Here is a 17,013-nt window from a genome sequence, read left to right on the forward strand (position 1 = left end):
CAGTCATGTCAGAGGCTTTTTTATTGCGCCTTGATAACCCAAAAACCTCTTAAAATACCTTGCTAACTCCTTTCCCATAAATCTTAAACCGACACACCGTTAACATATAAGCAACCCTTGAATTAACAATTACAAAGAAAAACTATTTAAATTAATCATTTATAAGTAACTCATGGTTAAGCTGCTGTTAAACAAGCCACTCGACTTTATGTGATATAAATCACCTTTTAGGCGATTCAGGGTCATTTTGTCCCGCTTAAAACCTATTTTATGATCTAGCTCAACTGAGTTACAACTGGTCTGTGTAGTATCTTTCAAAGAACTCAAAAGCTTGACGCATATCAATAATACTCAGCTTTGTGAGGCCTAGACTGTTTTCGTTGAACAAACTCCTTATAAACAAAAAAAAGGTTTAACCATGGAAACACATGAAGCCCTTTACCAACAAGGTGTGGCGCGAATGGAACAACTTCGCAAGCTACAACCGCGTACAGGTGAAACGCTACAGCAAAAAATGGAACAAAATGGCATTACTCGTCGTGACTTTATGAAATGGAGCGCAGCGGTTACCGCCATGCTAGCCTTACCGCTCCCTTTTAGTACCTTGGTCGCAGAAGCTGCAGAGCTTGCAGATAGAGTTCCTTTAGTTTGGCTACACATGGCCGAATGCACAGGTTGTAGTGAGTCGCTTATTCGTACCGACACACCTAACCTAGATACCTTAATCTTTAATCATGTCTCTCTTGAGTACCATGAAACCTTGATGGCCGCTGCTGGCTGGCAGGCAGAAGAAAACCTTGAGCACGCACTCTCTGCTTATAAAGGTAACTACCTCCTTGCTGTAGAGGGCGCCGTACCTACTGCAAACAATGGCGCATTTTTAACGGTTGGCTGTAAAGGCCACACCGGACTTCATATCGTTAAAGAAGCCGCGGCGGGCGCCGCAGCGATTATCTCTGTTGGTACTTGCGCCGCCTTTGGTGGTATCCAAGCTGCCGCACCTAACCCAACTGGGGCAAAAGGTGTTTATGAGGTTGTTGATAGACCCGTTATTAACCTAGGTGGCTGCCCACCAAGTGAAAAGAACATTGTCGGTACACTGATGTATTTCATCATGTTTGGTAAGTTACCAGCCCTTGACATGTTCAACCGTCCTAAGTGGGCTTACGGTGCTCGCGTTCATGATAACTGTGAACGTCGTGGCCGCTTTGACGCTGGCGAATTTGTTGAAGAGTTTGGCGACCAAGGCGCAAAAGACGGCTACTGTCTCTATAAAGTGGGTTGTAAGGGTCCTTACACCTATAACAACTGCCCAACCGAACGATTTAATCACCATACGAGTTGGCCTGTGCTTGCGGGTCATGGCTGTATTGGCTGCTCAGAGCCAAACTTCTGGGATGATATGGCCGACTTTGAAAAACCTTTAGGAAGGCAATTACTACATGGTCTTGATGCGACCAGTGACACTGTCGGCGCTGTTATTTTAGGCGCTACCGCTGTCGGTATTGGTGCACACGCCGTCGCCAGTATTTTTGCCAAATCTGAAGAGGAATAATCATGAGTAAACGTGTAGTCATAGATCCAATCACTCGTATCGAAGGACATCTGCGAGTTGAAGTCGAAGTCGACGAAAATAATGTTATTAAGAAAGCTTGGTCATCATCGACTTTATGGCGCGGCATTGAGGTGATCCTCAAGGGTCGTACACCTATGGATGTCGGCCTAATCGTACAACGTATTTGTGGCGTGTGTACCTATTCTCACTATCGCTGCGGTACAGAAGCGGTTGAGAACGCATTGGGCGTAAAGATCCCGCTAAATGCTAAGTACCTTAGAAGCTTGATGCAAACCTCGCTGTACATGCATGACCATATCGTACACTTCTATCACCTTCACGGTTTAGACTGGGTTGATGTCGTTTCGGCATTAAGCGCAGATCCAGCCCTAGCCGCGCAAGAGGCGATGAAGTATACCGCCAATCCAATCGCTGCTGGCGAAGGCGATCTACGTGCCGTACAAGAGCGTGTAAAAGGTTTAGTAGAAACTGGTAAACTAGGTCCATTTGCGAACGCATATTGGGGAAATGGCACTTACAAGTTCACCCCAGAGCAAAACCTAATCGCCGTCTCTCATTACCTTAAGGCACTAGAAATTCAGCGTATCGCCGCTGAAATGCTCGCTATCTTCGGTGGTAAATCACCTCACCCACAATCAATCGTTGTTGGTGGTGTCACTTCTGTACGCGACATGTTAAGCCCTGCTCGCCTACAAGAGTGGAAGCAAAAGCATGAGATCGTTCAAGACTTTATCATTCGTGCTTATAAGGCTGATATCGTGATGGCCGCTGCAGCATTTGGCTCTGAGCCGAGTGTACTAGGTGGCGTTAACGTTAAGAACTTCTTGGCTACGGATGATTTCCTACTTGGCGATGGTCAGTACATGTTTAACCAAGGCGTTATCATGAATGGCGATCTTGCCAATGTGAGCGACCTCGATCCTGACATGATTAAGGAAGATGCGACTCACGCTTGGTATAAAGCCGATGCGCCGCAGCACCCATATGATGGCACAACAGTCCCCGACTACACAGGCTTTGTGGAGCGCGATACCGTTTACGGTAAGCTACCGACTGTCGATGGCGATGGTAAATACACCTGGGTTAAATCACCACGCTATAACGGCGAGCCAGTTGAAGTGGGTCCATTAGCAAGCTTACTCGTGAGCTATGCCCGTGGTAACCAAGTGGTTGTCGACTCTGTCAACGGCTTACTCGAAGCGACTGGACTACCTGTAGAGGCGCTATTTACCACACTAGGCCGTACTGCAGCACGTATGTTGCAAACCGTTATCGTTGCCGAAGAGGGTCTTAAGACATTCGATGCAATGTTAACTAACATGCAATCAGACGAAGCGACTTACGTTAAGCCTGAAATTGACTCAAGCAAAGAATATGTCGGCCACGCCATGATTGAAGCGCCACGCGGCATGCTCAGTCACTGGATCCGCATTAAAAATGGCTTAGTCGAGAACTACCAAGCCGTTGTACCTACGACTTGGAACGCAGGTCCTGTGGATGCTAACGGTCAAATGGGACCTTATGAGGCTTCACTCATCGGCTTAAAGCTTGAAGATCCGACTAAGCCTCTAGAGGTTATCCGTATTATTCACTCTTTTGACCCTTGTATGGCGTGCGCTGTGCACGTGATGGATTACAAAGGCCAGAATCTCGGTGAATTTAAAATTGATCCCAACGGATTTTAATCAAGGGGGATAACATGGCAACTCAATCTGCGCCCTACCAAAGGGAACTGATCTTTGGTGCTGCAATAAGGATATTTCACTGGCTAAGAGCCTTAGCCATTCTTGTATTGGTTATAACCGGGTTTTATATCGCGTGGCCTTTCTTGGTCGCGCCAGATAACTCGGATGTATTGGTACAGGGCTATATTCGAGCAGCTCATCAGATCTTCGGATTTGTTTTAGTCGCAATCACTGTCGTTCGCGCTTACCTGTTCTTTTTCGGTAAGAGTGATATCGAACGCCGCTCTTTTAAAGATGTGATGAGCGTTAAGAGTTGGATCACTCAGCTTAAGTCTTACCTATGGATGGGACATTTAGACAAAGCTGGAGTGTATGGTCCACTACAGTTCGTGACTTACTTTGCAATATCTGTCGTTGCTCTTTTGATCTGCATTACAGGACTCGTCTTGTATGCCAATGTATATCACGAAGGTCTTGGTGGCTTACTTGCACCTATGGCTAACTGGATCACTGCATTGATGGGTGGATTAGCACCGGTTCGGATCTGGCACCACTACCTAACCTGGGTATTTATCATCTTTGTGGTAATACACGTTTATATGGCAGTTTGGTCTGGAATTCGCTTTAAGCACAACTCAGTGGACTCTATCGTCTCTGGTTATGATTACCATAAGAAAAAATAATAAAAGGAAAACATGAAGATATTGCTACTTGGTATTGGCAATGTCCTGTACGCCGATGAGGGCATCGGCGTACATTTCGTCAATTACATCCAAGAAAACTACCGTTTCCACCATCAGATCGATCAGCTTGATATGCTTGATGGTGGAACGCTTGCCCAAGGTCTTATTCCTACACTTTGTCATTACGACTATCTCATCGTTGTTGATACCGTTAACGCTAATGGTGTCGCTCCAGGCGAAGTCTATTTCTTTGATTTCGACAAGGCCCCAGCCGAAATTGATTGGCAAGGCAGTGCCCATGAAGTCGAAATGCTGCAAACCCTCATAATGATGGAGATGGTCGGAGATAGACCAAAAACATTCGTTCTAGGTGTTACCCCAACAGTTCTTGAACCTATGACCCTAGGATTAACTGAGCAGATCCAGGCCGCCGTGCCTTTGATGGAGAAGACACTACTGAGCCACATGGACTCTTTAGGCTTCACTCACCAACGTATTGCAAACATTGATATTAACAGTCTCATTCCCGACTCATACAAACGTGGCTTAACTTTAGATGAAGAATATTAGATTTGAGTTTAATTGTACCCGCGATGTGCCTTTTTACGGGCATCTCTGCAATCAATACCTGCAAAACGACCAATATGATGTAACGATAGGCAAACAAGATCATCTTTACTACATAGAAGCCCAAGGGGAGCAAGCACAACTAGAACAACTTGCCGATGCAATAGCCGATGACTTCTTAATTTCAACCTGGTTAGTAAAGCCTCAGATAAAAGCCATTGAATCCCCCATCGGAAGTAAGAAGCTACTCCCACTCGACCCCCTCGAACTTGAGTACTGTCAGCATTGCCAACCCCTGCTTGGTGATAATCAGGCGAAACACTTTGGTGACATTGGATTCAACTGCCCTTGCTGTCAGGCCCACACTCGCATATCTGCTGCAGAGCAAGCCGTTTCTTTAGCCGATGCCAAAGCACTCGTTAAGCAGCTCGATACGCTAGGTGCAATTGAACTACCTCATGGCAAAGACAATAGCGGCCCAGTTATCAGTTTCTACCCTATTGAAAACCAACCAGTCGAAAACCGTCATCAGTTGGTGATCTGCAACCCCAATAATCTTCACGCGCATTTTTCGGTAAACGATAGCCAAATACTTGCGCTTTCTAGTATCGAAAAGCCGTTTATTAGAGCAAGGCCTATCAACAGCCACCCAAGATTAAAGCAACCTCTATACGAACTTAGCTTTGCAAATTCTCGGCTGTTATTAGTGATTTGCGAGCTCCTTAGGCAACAGGGTACCGATTATATTTATATAGCAAATGCCCATAACCCCAAAATTGCCATGCTAAACGCTAAATGGGCGCTAATTGAAACCCCGCCAACTTCCCATAAGATCATGATTGAAGCCCCGCGCCAACCTTTGCACGATGATGCCGAGGCAGGAAGTTATCAAGCAAGATGGAAAAACAATCAAGTTGAGATAAGCGTTAACCCTGCTGCAGCCAATAATGACGCACCGCTTAATAATGCAGCAAGTTGCGCTCTACATGGCGCGATAGTCGACAACAATAAACCTAAGAATGTAGCCGCTTTATACTTTAGCCGCTCCAATAAGACCCAGATAGTAACCTTAGATGGTAAACAGCAGTTAGAGCTATTCTTTGAGTTTCCAAGCTTACCGAATAACGGCTATGACATAGTGCATCATCTTGAACTGTCGCCTCAGAAAAACTTACTGGATAAATTCAAGACACGTTACCCCGGTGACTACCTAAAGCTCTTATCCTTAAAGCTAGCCTCGCCGACCGATAATATTGAGTCACTTTTGGCGATCAGCGCGATCTTCCTTGGCGCCGCCAGCAAAATAACTGAGTCAAGTAACTTAAGTAAGACCGAGCTCTGCGATTTCGTGGTCGCTCGAGCTATGTGCCATAAAGGAGCTAATGCGCCAAGAGTCGATTTCCCGTTAACGCGAGGCGAAGCCTTTAGAAGCCTGAACTGGTGTAAGACATTAGGTACGATTATCAGTTTTAGGCTCGCCGAGGAGGAAAACATCGATAAACTTGCCTTTGGTATACACGACTCTTTCGCTGATTACCTCTGTAACTGGATTGAGCACCTAGATCAAAATATCTGCATTAAATCAGTCGTTCTTGCAGGTGATAGCTTCGCCAATGAGGTGTTGGCACAGCGGGTTGCACTGCGCCTCGGTAAAAACTTTGCCCTCAACACCAATCCTAAAATGGATCTTGACGGCATAAATATCGCCGCTGGTGGTTTATACCTTAAGCAGCGTAGACACTAGCTAGCTGTGACCACATATATGACAAAAAACCTGACTATGTGTCGTTTACAGCTAAAGATCACCGGCATCGTTCAAGGTGTCGGTTTTCGACCATTTGTATATCGGTTAGCCCATGAGCTTAGGCTAACTGGCAACGTACTTAATAATAGTGAAGGAGTCACGATAGAAGCTCAGGGGCAGCCTTGCGATCTCGCTTTATTTAAAGCGGCCTTTAGAGATCAGCCGCCTCCACTCGCGCGGATTGACAGTATTGATGTCACGCCACTGGCTGTGATAGACGACTGCGACCAGTTTACTATTGTACATAGCGAAAAGGAGAGTCTTGCCGTTGTAGCCGTATCGTCTGACAAATGCACCTGTAAAGACTGCTTTGGTGATATCGCCGATATTAACAATCGCCACTTTCGATACCCGTTCACCAATTGTACAAATTGCGGCCCTAGGTATTCACTGATCAATGCTCTGCCCTATGACAGACCCAATACTGCCATGGCTGACTTTGAGATGTGCCCTCAGTGCGAGAGAGCCTATTTAGACCCGATGGATAGGCGTTACCATGCTCAACCCGTTAGCTGTCCTCAGTGCGGCCCACAATTGAGCTTCAAGCAAGCCGATCTGACACTGCTCAGCAGTAAAGAAAGTGCCCTTGAAGATGCGATAGAGGCATTAATTAAAGGCAAAATACTCGCCATTAAAGGCATTGGAGGCTTTCATCTCGTTTGTGATGCTACCAACGATAACAGTGTGAGTCTGATGCGCCAGCGCAAGAGTCGCCCAGCGAAGCCGTTTGCTGTGATGGTAGAAAATATTGATGCCGCTAAGCAACTCGTCACAGGTAGCACGGCAGAGTGGCAGATCCTCAGCAGCGCTGAGCGCCCTATTACCTTGATGCGCAAAATCGATGCTCAAGATGCCCAGCCAGCACTTAGCCATCTCGTTGCACCACAGATAGACCGACTGGGGATTTTTCTACCTTATACACCTTTGCACCAACTCCTACTCGATGGGGTTAAGCGTCCCTTGGTCATGACCAGCGCAAACCTCTCCGGTGAGCCTATCATCACCAATAGCGAAGCAATTAAAACCAAGCTTGCCCATGTGATCGATAATATTCTCGATCACAACCGTCCGATATTGAATGGCTGTGACGATAGTGTTGTGCAGGTAATAAACGACAAACTTCAGGTGCTGCGTCTTGCAAGGGGTTACGCGCCACTCTCTTTCTATAGCGAGCAGGCACTGGAAGGAAACATACTTGCTGTTGGCGCCCAACAAAAAAACAGTATCTGTTTTGGTTTTAATCATAACCTGTTTCTGAGTCCCCATATCGGCGATCTTGTGTCGATTGAAGCTGAAGAGTTTTTCCATCACACCCTAAATACCTTTTCAAGATTATATGGCTTTACCGCCGACCGCCTCGTCCATGACAGCCACCCCGACTACGCTACCAGTCGCTGGGCTCAATCCCAAAGTGTCGATCGTACGTCTTCGGTGCAACACCACTATGCTCATGTCTTGAGCGTAATGGCAGCTAATAATATTACCACCCCGGTTCTAGGTTTTAGTTTTGATGGCACGGGATTAGGTGATGACAATACACTTTGGGGTGGAGAGTTGCTGCTGTGTGATATCAATCAATACCAGCGGCAAGCTAGGCTCAGTACTTTTGCGCTTATTGGAGGTGAGCAGGCTATTAAACAACCGGTACGGATCTTACTTGCAATTATGCTTGAAAAGTATTCGCCAGAAGAGATCAAACAACTTGATATTCCGGCACTGAAGGCACTCTCGCCAATATTGTTTAGCAACCTAGTTAAGCTTTGGCAGGCAGATACGAGTATAAAAACCTCATCAATAGGAAGATTATTTGATGCGGTAGCTGTGGCGCTTGGAATGCTCAACGAGACTCAATATGAAGGACAGGCTGGGATCTTAATTGAAACTGCAGCCAACTCGCTGAACTCCGCTTCAGATCTGAATCATTTTGATGGCCAATCTGAGCTACAAGCGCTACACAGCAAAAGCCGTGATAGCATCGCTGAGCACCATGAAGCAATTAGCTTTGATATAAAGCTGTCAAACGGTCAATGGAGTAGCTCAGACCTGCTACAGCAAATTGTGGAGCAAATTACCCAAGCACCGCTCACGCCTCTGCGTGTAGCACTCATTGCTAAAGCTTTTATGGACGCGCTATGCGATATGGTTTGTGAAAGCGCTAAACCGCACTTAACGACTCCAATCGTACTTTGCGGCGGGGTATTTCAAAACCGATATCTACTAGAGCGCTGTGAGAAACAACTTACCGCACAAGGCAATCAACTGCTATCAAGCAAAAATGTGCCGATAAACGATGCCGGCGTTGCACTCGGCCAACTGTGGCATGCAATGCACAACCAACATGTGTGATAAACATCACCCGACAATAAACACAAATCTGATTTGCATCAAGGTCGGTACTGCCGACCTAAGTGACAATCATTTAAAACTAAAATAAACGGAGTTACCTATGTGCCAAGACTGTGGTTGTTCGATCACCCGTCATGATCATCTTTTAAGTTCAGGTCATTCGCATTCAAAAACTGACGATAATATCGCTAGCAACCCGCAACTCAACGACAAAAAAACCCTTTCTATCATTCATAAAATTTTAGATAAGAACGATATTGAGGCACAGCATAATCGAGCGCATTTTGAAGCAAAAGGCATCAAAGCATTTAACTTAATGAGTAGTCCAGGTAGCGGAAAAACCACGTTGCTTGAGCACTTACATCAATACACCGAACTCAAATATGCCGTTATCGAAGGCGATCTTGAGACCTCAAGGGATGCCGATAGACTTAAGGCGAAAGGTATTGATGCATATCAGATCCAAACAGGTGCAGCCTGTCACTTAGATGCGTTTATGGTGCATAGCGCCCTACATCATATTAATTTAGATCCAATTGATATCTGCTTTGTAGAAAACGTCGGCAACTTAGTCTGCCCAGCGAGTTATGATGTGGGCACCCATAAGAATATCGTGCTGCTTTCTGTACCTGAGGGCGATGACAAAATTGAGAAATACCCGGTAATGTTCCGCCGTGCTGACTTAGTGTTGATCACAAAGTCTGATCTCATGCCCTACTTTGACTTTAGCATGGAAGAATCCCGTGCTCAGCTAAAGAAGCTAAACCCTAATGTCGAGCTATTAGAGGTTTCGGTCAAAGATCCTCAATCCCTAATTAAAGTAGCTGATTGGTTGCTTCAACAATCAGGAGTTCCAGCCTAATGTGCCTTTCTATTCCATCACAAGTTATCGCACTACATGAAGACGAGCAAGCGGTAACAGTTGATACCATGGGCGTCAAGCGTAAGGTCAGTAGCCACCTAATGGCTGAAGCATTAGAAATAGGTGACTATGTTCTAATCCATATCGGCTTTGTTATGAACAAAATCGATAAAGCTGATGCCATGGAGAGCTTAGCTCTGTATCGAGAAATTGTAGAGAAACTCGAACAAGAACAGCAGGAGTCTTAATGATAGCCCTAACCGAGCTTTACAAAGGCTTCAGAGATCCTGAAGTCATTCGATCTTTAGCGAAAGAAATTGCCGCCTATGCTAGCTTGATCGATGGCAATGTTAATATTATGGAAGTGTGCGGCGGACATACCCACACCATCATGAAGTATGGCCTAAACCAGTTATTGCCAGATAATATCGACTTTATACATGGCCCTGGCTGCCCTGTTTGCATTATGCCAAAAGAGCGAATCGATCATGCCGCCGCTCTGGCGAGTTTACCAAATACTATTTTGGTGACACTCGGCGATATGATCCGTGTTCCAGGATCGAAAGGCAGCTTGGCTAACTTCCGTGCCAATGGCTGTGATATTAGACCTATCTACGATCCCCTAGATACCTTACAAATAGCTACCGACAACCCCGATAAAACCGTTGTTTTCTTTGCAATAGGCTTCGAAACTTCCACTCCGATGACAGCAGTGCTGATTGAACAGGCCGAGCAGCGCGACATAAAAAACTTAGTTTTTCATATCAACCACGTTCTTGTTCCTCCAGCGATGGATGCGGTTATGGCCGATCCAAACGTCAAGGTGAACGCCTTTATCGGCCCAGCCCATGTTAGTGTGATCAGTGGTGCCAAAGTCTATCGCCCTGCAGTAACCGATTATAACACCCCTGTCGTGGTGTCTGGCTTCGAGCCTGTAGATGTAATGCAATCCATTTTGATGATTGTGAAGCAAAAAGCAGCGTCGAAGGCAGAGCTAGAAAATCAGTACAGCCGCTCGGTTTCTGAAGATGGCAACCTTGCCGCACAAGAAATAGTCAATCGTTATTTTAAGGTAAGAGATAATTTCCGCTGGCGCGGTCTCGGTCCCATCCCCTCTTCAGCATTAATGTTAAGAGAGGAATACGCCCATAGAGATGCCGAGCACGTTTTTGCTGCTCACCTACCCAATGATGAAATTGACGATCATAAAGCCTGCCAGTGCGGTGACATTCTTAGAGGTTTATGCAAACCCAAGGACTGCAAGGTATTTGGCCGCGGTTGCACACCTGAAACCCCTTTAGGCAGCTGCATGGTCAGCTCAGAAGGCGCGTGTAACGCCTACTATCGCTATAACGGAGTAACAGAATGAATCAAACCATTTCCAAGAAAGTCGTACAACTCAGTCATGGTGGCGGTGGTAAAGAGATGAACCACCTAATTAAAGATCTGTTCTTTAAAGCATTCGATAATCCAATTTTACGTAGCGAAGAAGACTCGGCTGTTTTGCATTTCAACGGAGATGTCGCCTTTACCACCGACTCCTTCACCGTAGCGCCATTATTCTTTTCTGGTGGCGATATAGGAAAGCTTTCCATAGCTGGTACCGTTAATGACTTAGCCATGATGGCCGCAGAACCACAATATCTCAGCTGCAGCTTTATCATCGAAGAAGGATTTGAGATTACTAAATTAAAAACCATCGTCGAAAGCATGGCCAAGGAGCTGAAACAATCTGGTGCGCGTATTGTTTGTGGAGACACTAAGGTGGTTCCACGAGGCTGCGCCGATGGACTGTTTATCAATACCACAGGCGTGGGTCGTATTTTACGAAAAGGCATATCGGTAAAAAGTGTCGCCGAAGACGATGTGATTATTGTCTCTCGCGATATCGGTCGTCACGGCGCCTCAATTTTGATGGCTCGTGAGGGCCTAACGCTCGATTCAGATCTAACCAGTGACTGCGCCACATTATGGCCAATTGTCGAACAGCTAATTGCTGCAAATATCGAGATTCACGCAATGCGTGACGCTACCCGTGGCGGACTATCTGCGGTGCTCAATGAATGGGCTGTGGCATCCGATGTTGAGATCAACGTGAAAGAAGAAGCAATCCCTGTTTGCGATGAAGTCAGAGGCCTATGTGAGCTTTATGGCTTCGAGCCGTTTGATCTTGCTAATGAAGGTACCTTTATTCTCGCCGTACCAAGAGAGAGTTCCGATGCAACATTGGAGATCATGAAGCGTTTTTGTCACTGCGAGCAAGCAGTCATTATTGGAGAGGTCAACCAAAACCGAAGAGGTAAAGTGATATTAAACACCCCTTGGGGGAGCACGCGATATCTAGACTTACCTCAGGGTGAACTGCTGCCGAGGATTTGCTAGTGCATGAGTACTCCATTGTTACGGCATTAATCGAAGAGTGTGAGCGTCATGCGCTGGCGAATAACGCTAACAAGATAAGCCGAGTCGAAATTAAACTTGGGATCTTAAGTGGTGTGGAACCTGAGTTACTCAAAACCGCTTTTGAAACCTTCAAATTAGAGGGGATCTGTCGAGAAGCCAAGCTAGTGATGAATATCCAACCCTTGGTACTGTCATGTTTAACTTGTGGTGAGACTACTGAACATAGTGAGCGAAGCGTTATTTGTCGTCACTGTCAAAGTGGCCAAACAAAAGTGCTCGATGGTGAAGAGATGCTGTTAATGCAACTTGAGCTAGAGCAAGCCTAACAAACTAACGAAATAAGCCCTACTCGCATAAGTAGGGCTTATTGTTACTGGGCTATTCTTACTGGCATGAACATCGAAAAAGTCGATATTGCAGAAGTTAACCTTCTGGGGGTATTAATTTTAAGTCCCAGCTTTATAATCAATAACCCGCATGCTGAAATTCATCAGAAATCTCAGCTTTAGCCCTTTTTAAGTTTTTCTGAGCTTGTTCAAAATAACTTGGCGATGTATCTATGGCTCGCTCAAACAATGCAATGGCCTTTTCATACTGTCCTTCTAGCATCAAGAAGTAACCTAAATCATTTAAAGCATCGGCTGGAGACATGGTCCGCTCAAATGTAGCTAACGCACGTTTATAAAGCCCCTTACGAACATAGACCAGCCCTAAATTGGTCCAAGCACGATCGAAGTTTGAGTCTTGCCGTATTGCTTGGCGCAGATACTTTTCGGCCATGTTGAGTTCACCCGTGAGGTAATAAGAATACCCCAAATTGGTAATAAGCACCGCAGAGTGAGGCTGTAGCTCTAATATTAACCTGAAGTACTCTCGAGCTTTTTGATGGTTATTCTCAACATCCTCTAAAATAGCTATTGCATTATACACTCGTGCTGGTGAATCTTGATTTGGAACCACAAACTGTCCTACAACTGACTTAATCTCAAGTTGTGCGAGTCTGTTTTGATCCAGTTCAATCGCCTTTTCTAAGTGTAAACGTGCCTGCCTGTATTGACGCTTATCCATGCTAATGACCCCAAGATCTGCATGGACCATCATTAAGTTAGGATCGAGGCTGAGAGCTTCATTATATGCTCTATAGGCGATATCAAGATTGCCTCTCATGGTATGAATCCGCCCAATCTGATAAAAGGTTTCCGCATTTTTTGCGTTAAAATCTAACGCTTGGATATAGGCATATAACGCTTTTTCAAGGTTGCCTGATTGCTCCTCGGTTCGGGCTTTAATTAATGCGTCCTCTTCCGTTTGGGGAGCGGAAAAGTCCGATGCAATAGATGAGAGCGTTCCAACATCCAATAAATCTTGGCGCTCAGGTTCCTTAACCTCTACAGGCACCTCTTCAGGGGTAGAGCTACATGCTGTTACGCCAAACAATAGGCTTAGCATTAGCAAAACTTTAGCCAATGGAATAAAGGATGCGTTATAACCTTTACTAAATGGTATCAATCTTATGCTCATATCCATCCCCTAAAAAATCCTTCAATCTAACGGCTAAAATGCCTGTCCCCATACTTTCATTACTTTTAATACTGCTGGGCCAACTGCAACGATAAAAAACGAAGGCCAAATACAGCACATCATTGGAAAAATCATTTTCACAGCAAGTTTTGCGGCTTGCTCTTCGGCTGCTTGTAACCGCTTATTACGATACTCATCAGAAAATACTCTCAGTGTTTCGGCAATCCCCGTACCTAAACGCATACTTTGAGAAATTGCCGAGTTGAGCCCCTTAATATCTTCCAAACCCGTTCTATCGGTAAACTCCTGCAGCGCAACCTTAATCGTTAAGCCTGCCCTAACCTTACTACAAACCAAATCTAACTCACTGGCTAGGCTTGGATGGCTAAAGGCCAACTCCTTCGCAACCCGTTGCATAGCCGCCATTAACCCAAGTCCCGCCTCACAACAAACCACTAACAAGTCTAGTGCATCGGGAAACCCTACTCTAAGAAGGCGCATACGGCGGTTTGCTAAAGACTGCAATACGATAGAGGGAATAATAAATGCGCCCCCGATAAACAAGCAAAAAATGTAAATAGTCCAAATACCCGAAATATTCGGAAACAGATTTAAAATAACCAAAGAAACGATTGATCCGACTAAGATCAGTAACAAACGTGAAGCGTTGAAAACTGCTAAAGCATTTTGAGAGTGAAATCCAGCATGAATAAGTAGGCGTCTAGTTTCATGGTTAGAAAAGTTAAGAAATGGCTTCTTAGCCATCTCCCCCATGCCATGCTCCAGCGTTCCGGTTACATCATGAGTGACCAATTTCTTTTCATCATCATTGAGTAGTTTCAACCTTTTTCTGATAGGAGAGTAGACTCCACTAATCAAATAAGAGATTGATATCGCGAGGGTAACCCCAGCAATCCCAGCTACTGTGTAAATAGCCCATTCAACATGCTGTGGATCATCAAATAACTGACCGAATAAACCAATTAGGAAGTCCATATTACATATCTATCCTTATTAACTTACTTATCCACATGCCACCGACAAACATTCCGATGGCCCCCCAAATAAGCAATTGATTACCCTCTTCTGTACCCGTTAGCTCGCCAACATAACCTGGTGTTTGGATATAAATTACGGCGAAAAGTACAAACGGCAGTAAGATAAGGATCCAGGCAGACAAGCGACCTTCAGCTGAAAGTGTTCTCACTCTTCGCCTAAACGTAAAGCGCAATCGGATGACTCTTGCCAAGTTATTAATATTTTCTGCTAAATTACCGCCCGTTTCTTTTTGCACCATAACTGCGCTAGCAAAAGCCATAGCAGAAACACTGGGTACCCGCTCAATGAACCCTAAGAGTGCTCTCTTAGTATCTTTACTGTAATTAATATTGGCGAACATTAAGCTAAACTCTTTCGCAAGCGGACCTTCCATCTCCTCCGTCACTAACTTAATGGCGTCAGAAAAAGAATAACCCGCTTGAAGAGCACGGCGTAATACGTCTAAAGCATCAGGAAAACTTTCTTCAATCTTGTCCATTCGCTTTGCGGTATCACGATTTAATTTAACGTTAAATAAGAAAAGCGTTACCCCAAACATAAAGGCCGCAGCGATAGGTTCGCCTATATACACCCAGGTCAAAGATGTAACGATGGCTGCTGATAAGAGTGCGAGAAAAATAAATTGGTGGCCCATCAGTTTGTAATCGGCTAACTCCAAACGATAACTTAAGTTCTCCACCACCTGAAAGTGTTCTAACCAACGCCCGATTGGACCTAGTTTTCCTAAACGGCTTTTACGCAGCAAGGAAGTCTCATAGGTAATATCACCTGATTCTTCAGAGAGCTTCTTTAGACGTTTACGAACCAGTGCGGTGTTTGCTCTTTGTGGACTGTAAACAGGCAAAAAAAGTGCCTGCGACAAAAAGAGTACGGCAACAAACACAAGACCGAGAAAAATGACTTGATTAGAAAACATGTGTCGGCTCCCTAAAATTCAGTAAATGGATCGCCACAATTGAACAGATGATATGGAAGATCTATTCCATGCTGTTTTAGCTTAGTGTGAAAACCAGGGATGACTCCTGTGGCCTGAAACTCACCAATAATCATTCCGTCTTCATCTAGCCCTTTACGAGCAAAGCGGAATATTTCAGACATGGTAATGACATCTCCTTCCATACCATTGATCTCCTGTATACTCGTCACTCTTCTGCGTCCGTCTTCTTGACGCTCTAACTGCACAACAAGATCAATTGCCGACGCGATCTGGGTTCGAATATTACTGACTGGCATATCAAAGCCCGCCATACAAACCATATACTCAAGTCTTCCAAGCGCATCTCTTGGGCTATTAGCGTGCAAAGTGGTTAATGAACCTTCATGACCTGTATTCATAGCCGTTAACATATCGAGAGCCTCGCCACCACGAACCTCACCAATAACAATACGGTCTGGCCTCATTCTCAAACAGTTTTTAACAAGGTCTCTCTGGGAAACTTCACCCTTACCTTCAATATTTTGAGGCCGAGTTTCTAGGCGCACGGTATGAGGTTGTTGAAGTTGGAGCTCTGCGGAGTCCTCAATGGTAACGATACGCTCATCACTTGGGATAAATCCAGATAACATATTTAGCAGGGTCGTTTTACCGCTACCGGTTCCACCTGATACTAAAATATTCAGCTTGCCTTTAACGCCCCCTTTCAAAAGTTCAATCATAGACTCTGTCACTGAACCAATATCGATAAGCTGCTTAGCATTAAGTTTATCAACGGCAAACCGTCTGATTGATAGGGACGGCCCATCTAGAGCCAGCGGCGGGATAATTGCATTCACTCGAGATCCATCCGCGAGTCTTGCATCTACCATAGGTGATGATTCATCAATTCGTCTTCCGACACTTGAAACGATCCGATCAATGATATTTAAAAGATGGGCGTTACTATGAAACTTAATATTGACCGGTTCTAATTTACCTCTTCTTTCTACATAAACACGATCATAAGAATTAACGAGAATATCTGATATTGAGGGATCAGCTAAAAGCGTTTCTAGCGGGCCTAACCCTAACACTTCATCAATAATAAGGCTGATGAGTCTCTTTCGAGTCGATAGGGTAATCGGTAAATTCAATCCATTTAAAATCTGGCCACATATTTCACTAATTTGAATCTGAGCTTGTTCTTTAGAAACTGTCTCAATAAGGGAAAGGTCCATTAAGCTCAATAACTTATCATAGAGCTGCACCTTAATATCCTGCTCTTCTTGGGTTAATGGTTGGTAATCATCGACCCTTCTGCTTTCCTGTATTATTTCCATGTTAGTTTCCTAAAAGGCGCTTCCAAAAACCGGGCTTGCTATTCGTCTCATCTTCTTTAACAGGAAGTATTTTGTCCCCTAAAAACCGAATATCGGCAACGATACGCTGTTTTTTTCCCACTTCGGTTATCGGTTTGCCAAGATCTACACACTCATTGGATAACTGATAATCATTAATAACAGTGCTAATACTCGATATACCAATTGCTTCCTTAATATCCGACAGCTGAATATTAGAGTTTTTATTATAT

The 17,013-nt window shown here is 44.8% G+C and carries 15 protein-coding genes and 1 pseudogene; 11 read left to right on the plus strand and 5 right to left on the minus strand.

The genetic code is table 11. The features are described 5' to 3' along the window. The first annotated feature begins 418 nt into the window (after positions 1–418). The 11 genes from hyaA to L1D44_RS17540 all read left to right on the plus strand — a co-directional run bounded on the left by hyaA (position 419) and on the right by L1D44_RS17540 (position 12,252). Positions 419–1,555 (plus strand): nickel-dependent hydrogenase small subunit, encoded by a 1,137-nt coding sequence (hyaA, locus tag L1D44_RS17490; protein WP_239892602.1) that lies wholly within the window; start codon positions 419–421, stop codon positions 1,553–1,555. Between the two features lie 2 nt (positions 1,556–1,557). Further along, positions 1,558–3,261 carry a nickel-dependent hydrogenase large subunit gene (gene hyaB / locus L1D44_RS17495; protein ID WP_239892603.1) on the plus strand — a complete coding sequence of 568 codons (1,704 nt, stop codon included), beginning with the start codon at positions 1,558–1,560 and terminating at the stop codon, positions 3,259–3,261. A gap of 14 nt (positions 3,262–3,275) precedes the next feature. After that, entirely contained in the window at positions 3,276–3,944 is a 669-nt protein-coding gene (gene cybH, locus L1D44_RS17500; RefSeq protein ID WP_239892604.1) for a Ni/Fe-hydrogenase, b-type cytochrome subunit, read from the plus strand. Between the two features lie 12 nt (positions 3,945–3,956). Then, positions 3,957–4,514 (plus strand): HyaD/HybD family hydrogenase maturation endopeptidase, encoded by a 558-nt coding sequence (locus L1D44_RS17505; protein WP_220770380.1) that lies wholly within the window; start codon positions 3,957–3,959, stop codon positions 4,512–4,514. Continuing rightward, entirely contained in the window at positions 4,501–6,255 is a 1,755-nt protein-coding gene (locus L1D44_RS17510; RefSeq protein WP_239892605.1) for a NiFe hydrogenase, read from the plus strand. Before L1D44_RS17505 ends, L1D44_RS17510 begins: the two co-directional genes overlap by 14 nt. Positions 6,256–6,273: 18 nt before the next feature. After that, positions 6,274–8,661, plus strand: a complete 2,388-nt coding sequence (gene hypF, locus L1D44_RS17515; RefSeq protein WP_239892606.1) for a carbamoyltransferase HypF — start codon at positions 6,274–6,276, stop codon at positions 8,659–8,661. A 100-nt stretch (positions 8,662–8,761) separates the two neighbouring features. Beyond that, on the plus strand, positions 8,762–9,523 hold the full coding sequence (gene hypB, locus L1D44_RS17520) for a hydrogenase nickel incorporation protein HypB (RefSeq protein WP_239892607.1): 762 nt from the start codon (positions 8,762–8,764) through the stop codon (positions 9,521–9,523). Continuing rightward, positions 9,523–9,771 carry a HypC/HybG/HupF family hydrogenase formation chaperone gene (gene hypC / locus L1D44_RS17525; protein ID WP_239892608.1) on the plus strand — a complete coding sequence of 83 codons (249 nt, stop codon included), beginning with the start codon at positions 9,523–9,525 and terminating at the stop codon, positions 9,769–9,771. Before hypB ends, hypC begins: the two co-directional genes overlap by 1 nt. Continuing rightward, entirely contained in the window at positions 9,771–10,892 is a 1,122-nt protein-coding gene (gene hypD, locus L1D44_RS17530) for a hydrogenase formation protein HypD (RefSeq protein WP_239892609.1), read from the plus strand. Before hypC ends, hypD begins: the two co-directional genes overlap by 1 nt. Next, entirely contained in the window at positions 10,889–11,905 is a 1,017-nt protein-coding gene (gene hypE / locus L1D44_RS17535) for a hydrogenase expression/formation protein HypE (RefSeq protein WP_239892610.1), read from the plus strand. Before hypD ends, hypE begins: the two co-directional genes overlap by 4 nt. Beyond that, positions 11,905–12,252 carry a hydrogenase maturation nickel metallochaperone HypA gene (locus tag L1D44_RS17540; RefSeq protein WP_239892611.1) on the plus strand — a complete coding sequence of 116 codons (348 nt, stop codon included), beginning with the start codon at positions 11,905–11,907 and terminating at the stop codon, positions 12,250–12,252. Before hypE ends, L1D44_RS17540 begins: the two co-directional genes overlap by 1 nt. Positions 12,253–12,391: 139 nt before the next feature. Here the strand turns inward: L1D44_RS17540 and L1D44_RS17545 are convergent, their stop codons facing one another. The 5 genes and pseudogenes from L1D44_RS17545 to L1D44_RS17565 form a co-directional block, all read right to left on the minus strand. Beyond that, entirely contained in the window at positions 12,392–13,447 is a 1,056-nt protein-coding gene (locus L1D44_RS17545; RefSeq protein WP_239892612.1) for a tetratricopeptide repeat protein, read from the minus strand. 33 nt (positions 13,448–13,480) lie between these two features. Then, positions 13,481–14,443: a type II secretion system F family protein gene (locus tag L1D44_RS17550; protein WP_239892613.1), complete on the minus strand. Its 963-nt coding sequence runs from the start codon at positions 14,441–14,443 to the stop codon at positions 13,481–13,483. Between the two features lies 1 nt (position 14,444). Continuing rightward, positions 14,445–15,422 carry a type II secretion system F family protein gene (locus tag L1D44_RS17555; protein ID WP_239892614.1) on the minus strand — a complete coding sequence of 326 codons (978 nt, stop codon included), beginning with the start codon at positions 15,420–15,422 and terminating at the stop codon, positions 14,445–14,447. 11 nt (positions 15,423–15,433) lie between these two features. Then, positions 15,434–16,762: a CpaF family protein gene (locus tag L1D44_RS17560; protein ID WP_239892615.1), complete on the minus strand. Its 1,329-nt coding sequence runs from the start codon at positions 16,760–16,762 to the stop codon at positions 15,434–15,436. Position 16,763: 1 nt separating this feature from the next. After that, positions 16,764–17,013: pseudogene (locus L1D44_RS17565) on the minus strand (pilus assembly protein CpaE); the annotation flags it as partial.

The organism is Shewanella sp. Isolate13, assembly GCF_022398325.1.
In the GTDB taxonomy this organism is placed as follows: domain Bacteria; phylum Pseudomonadota; class Gammaproteobacteria; order Enterobacterales; family Shewanellaceae; genus Shewanella.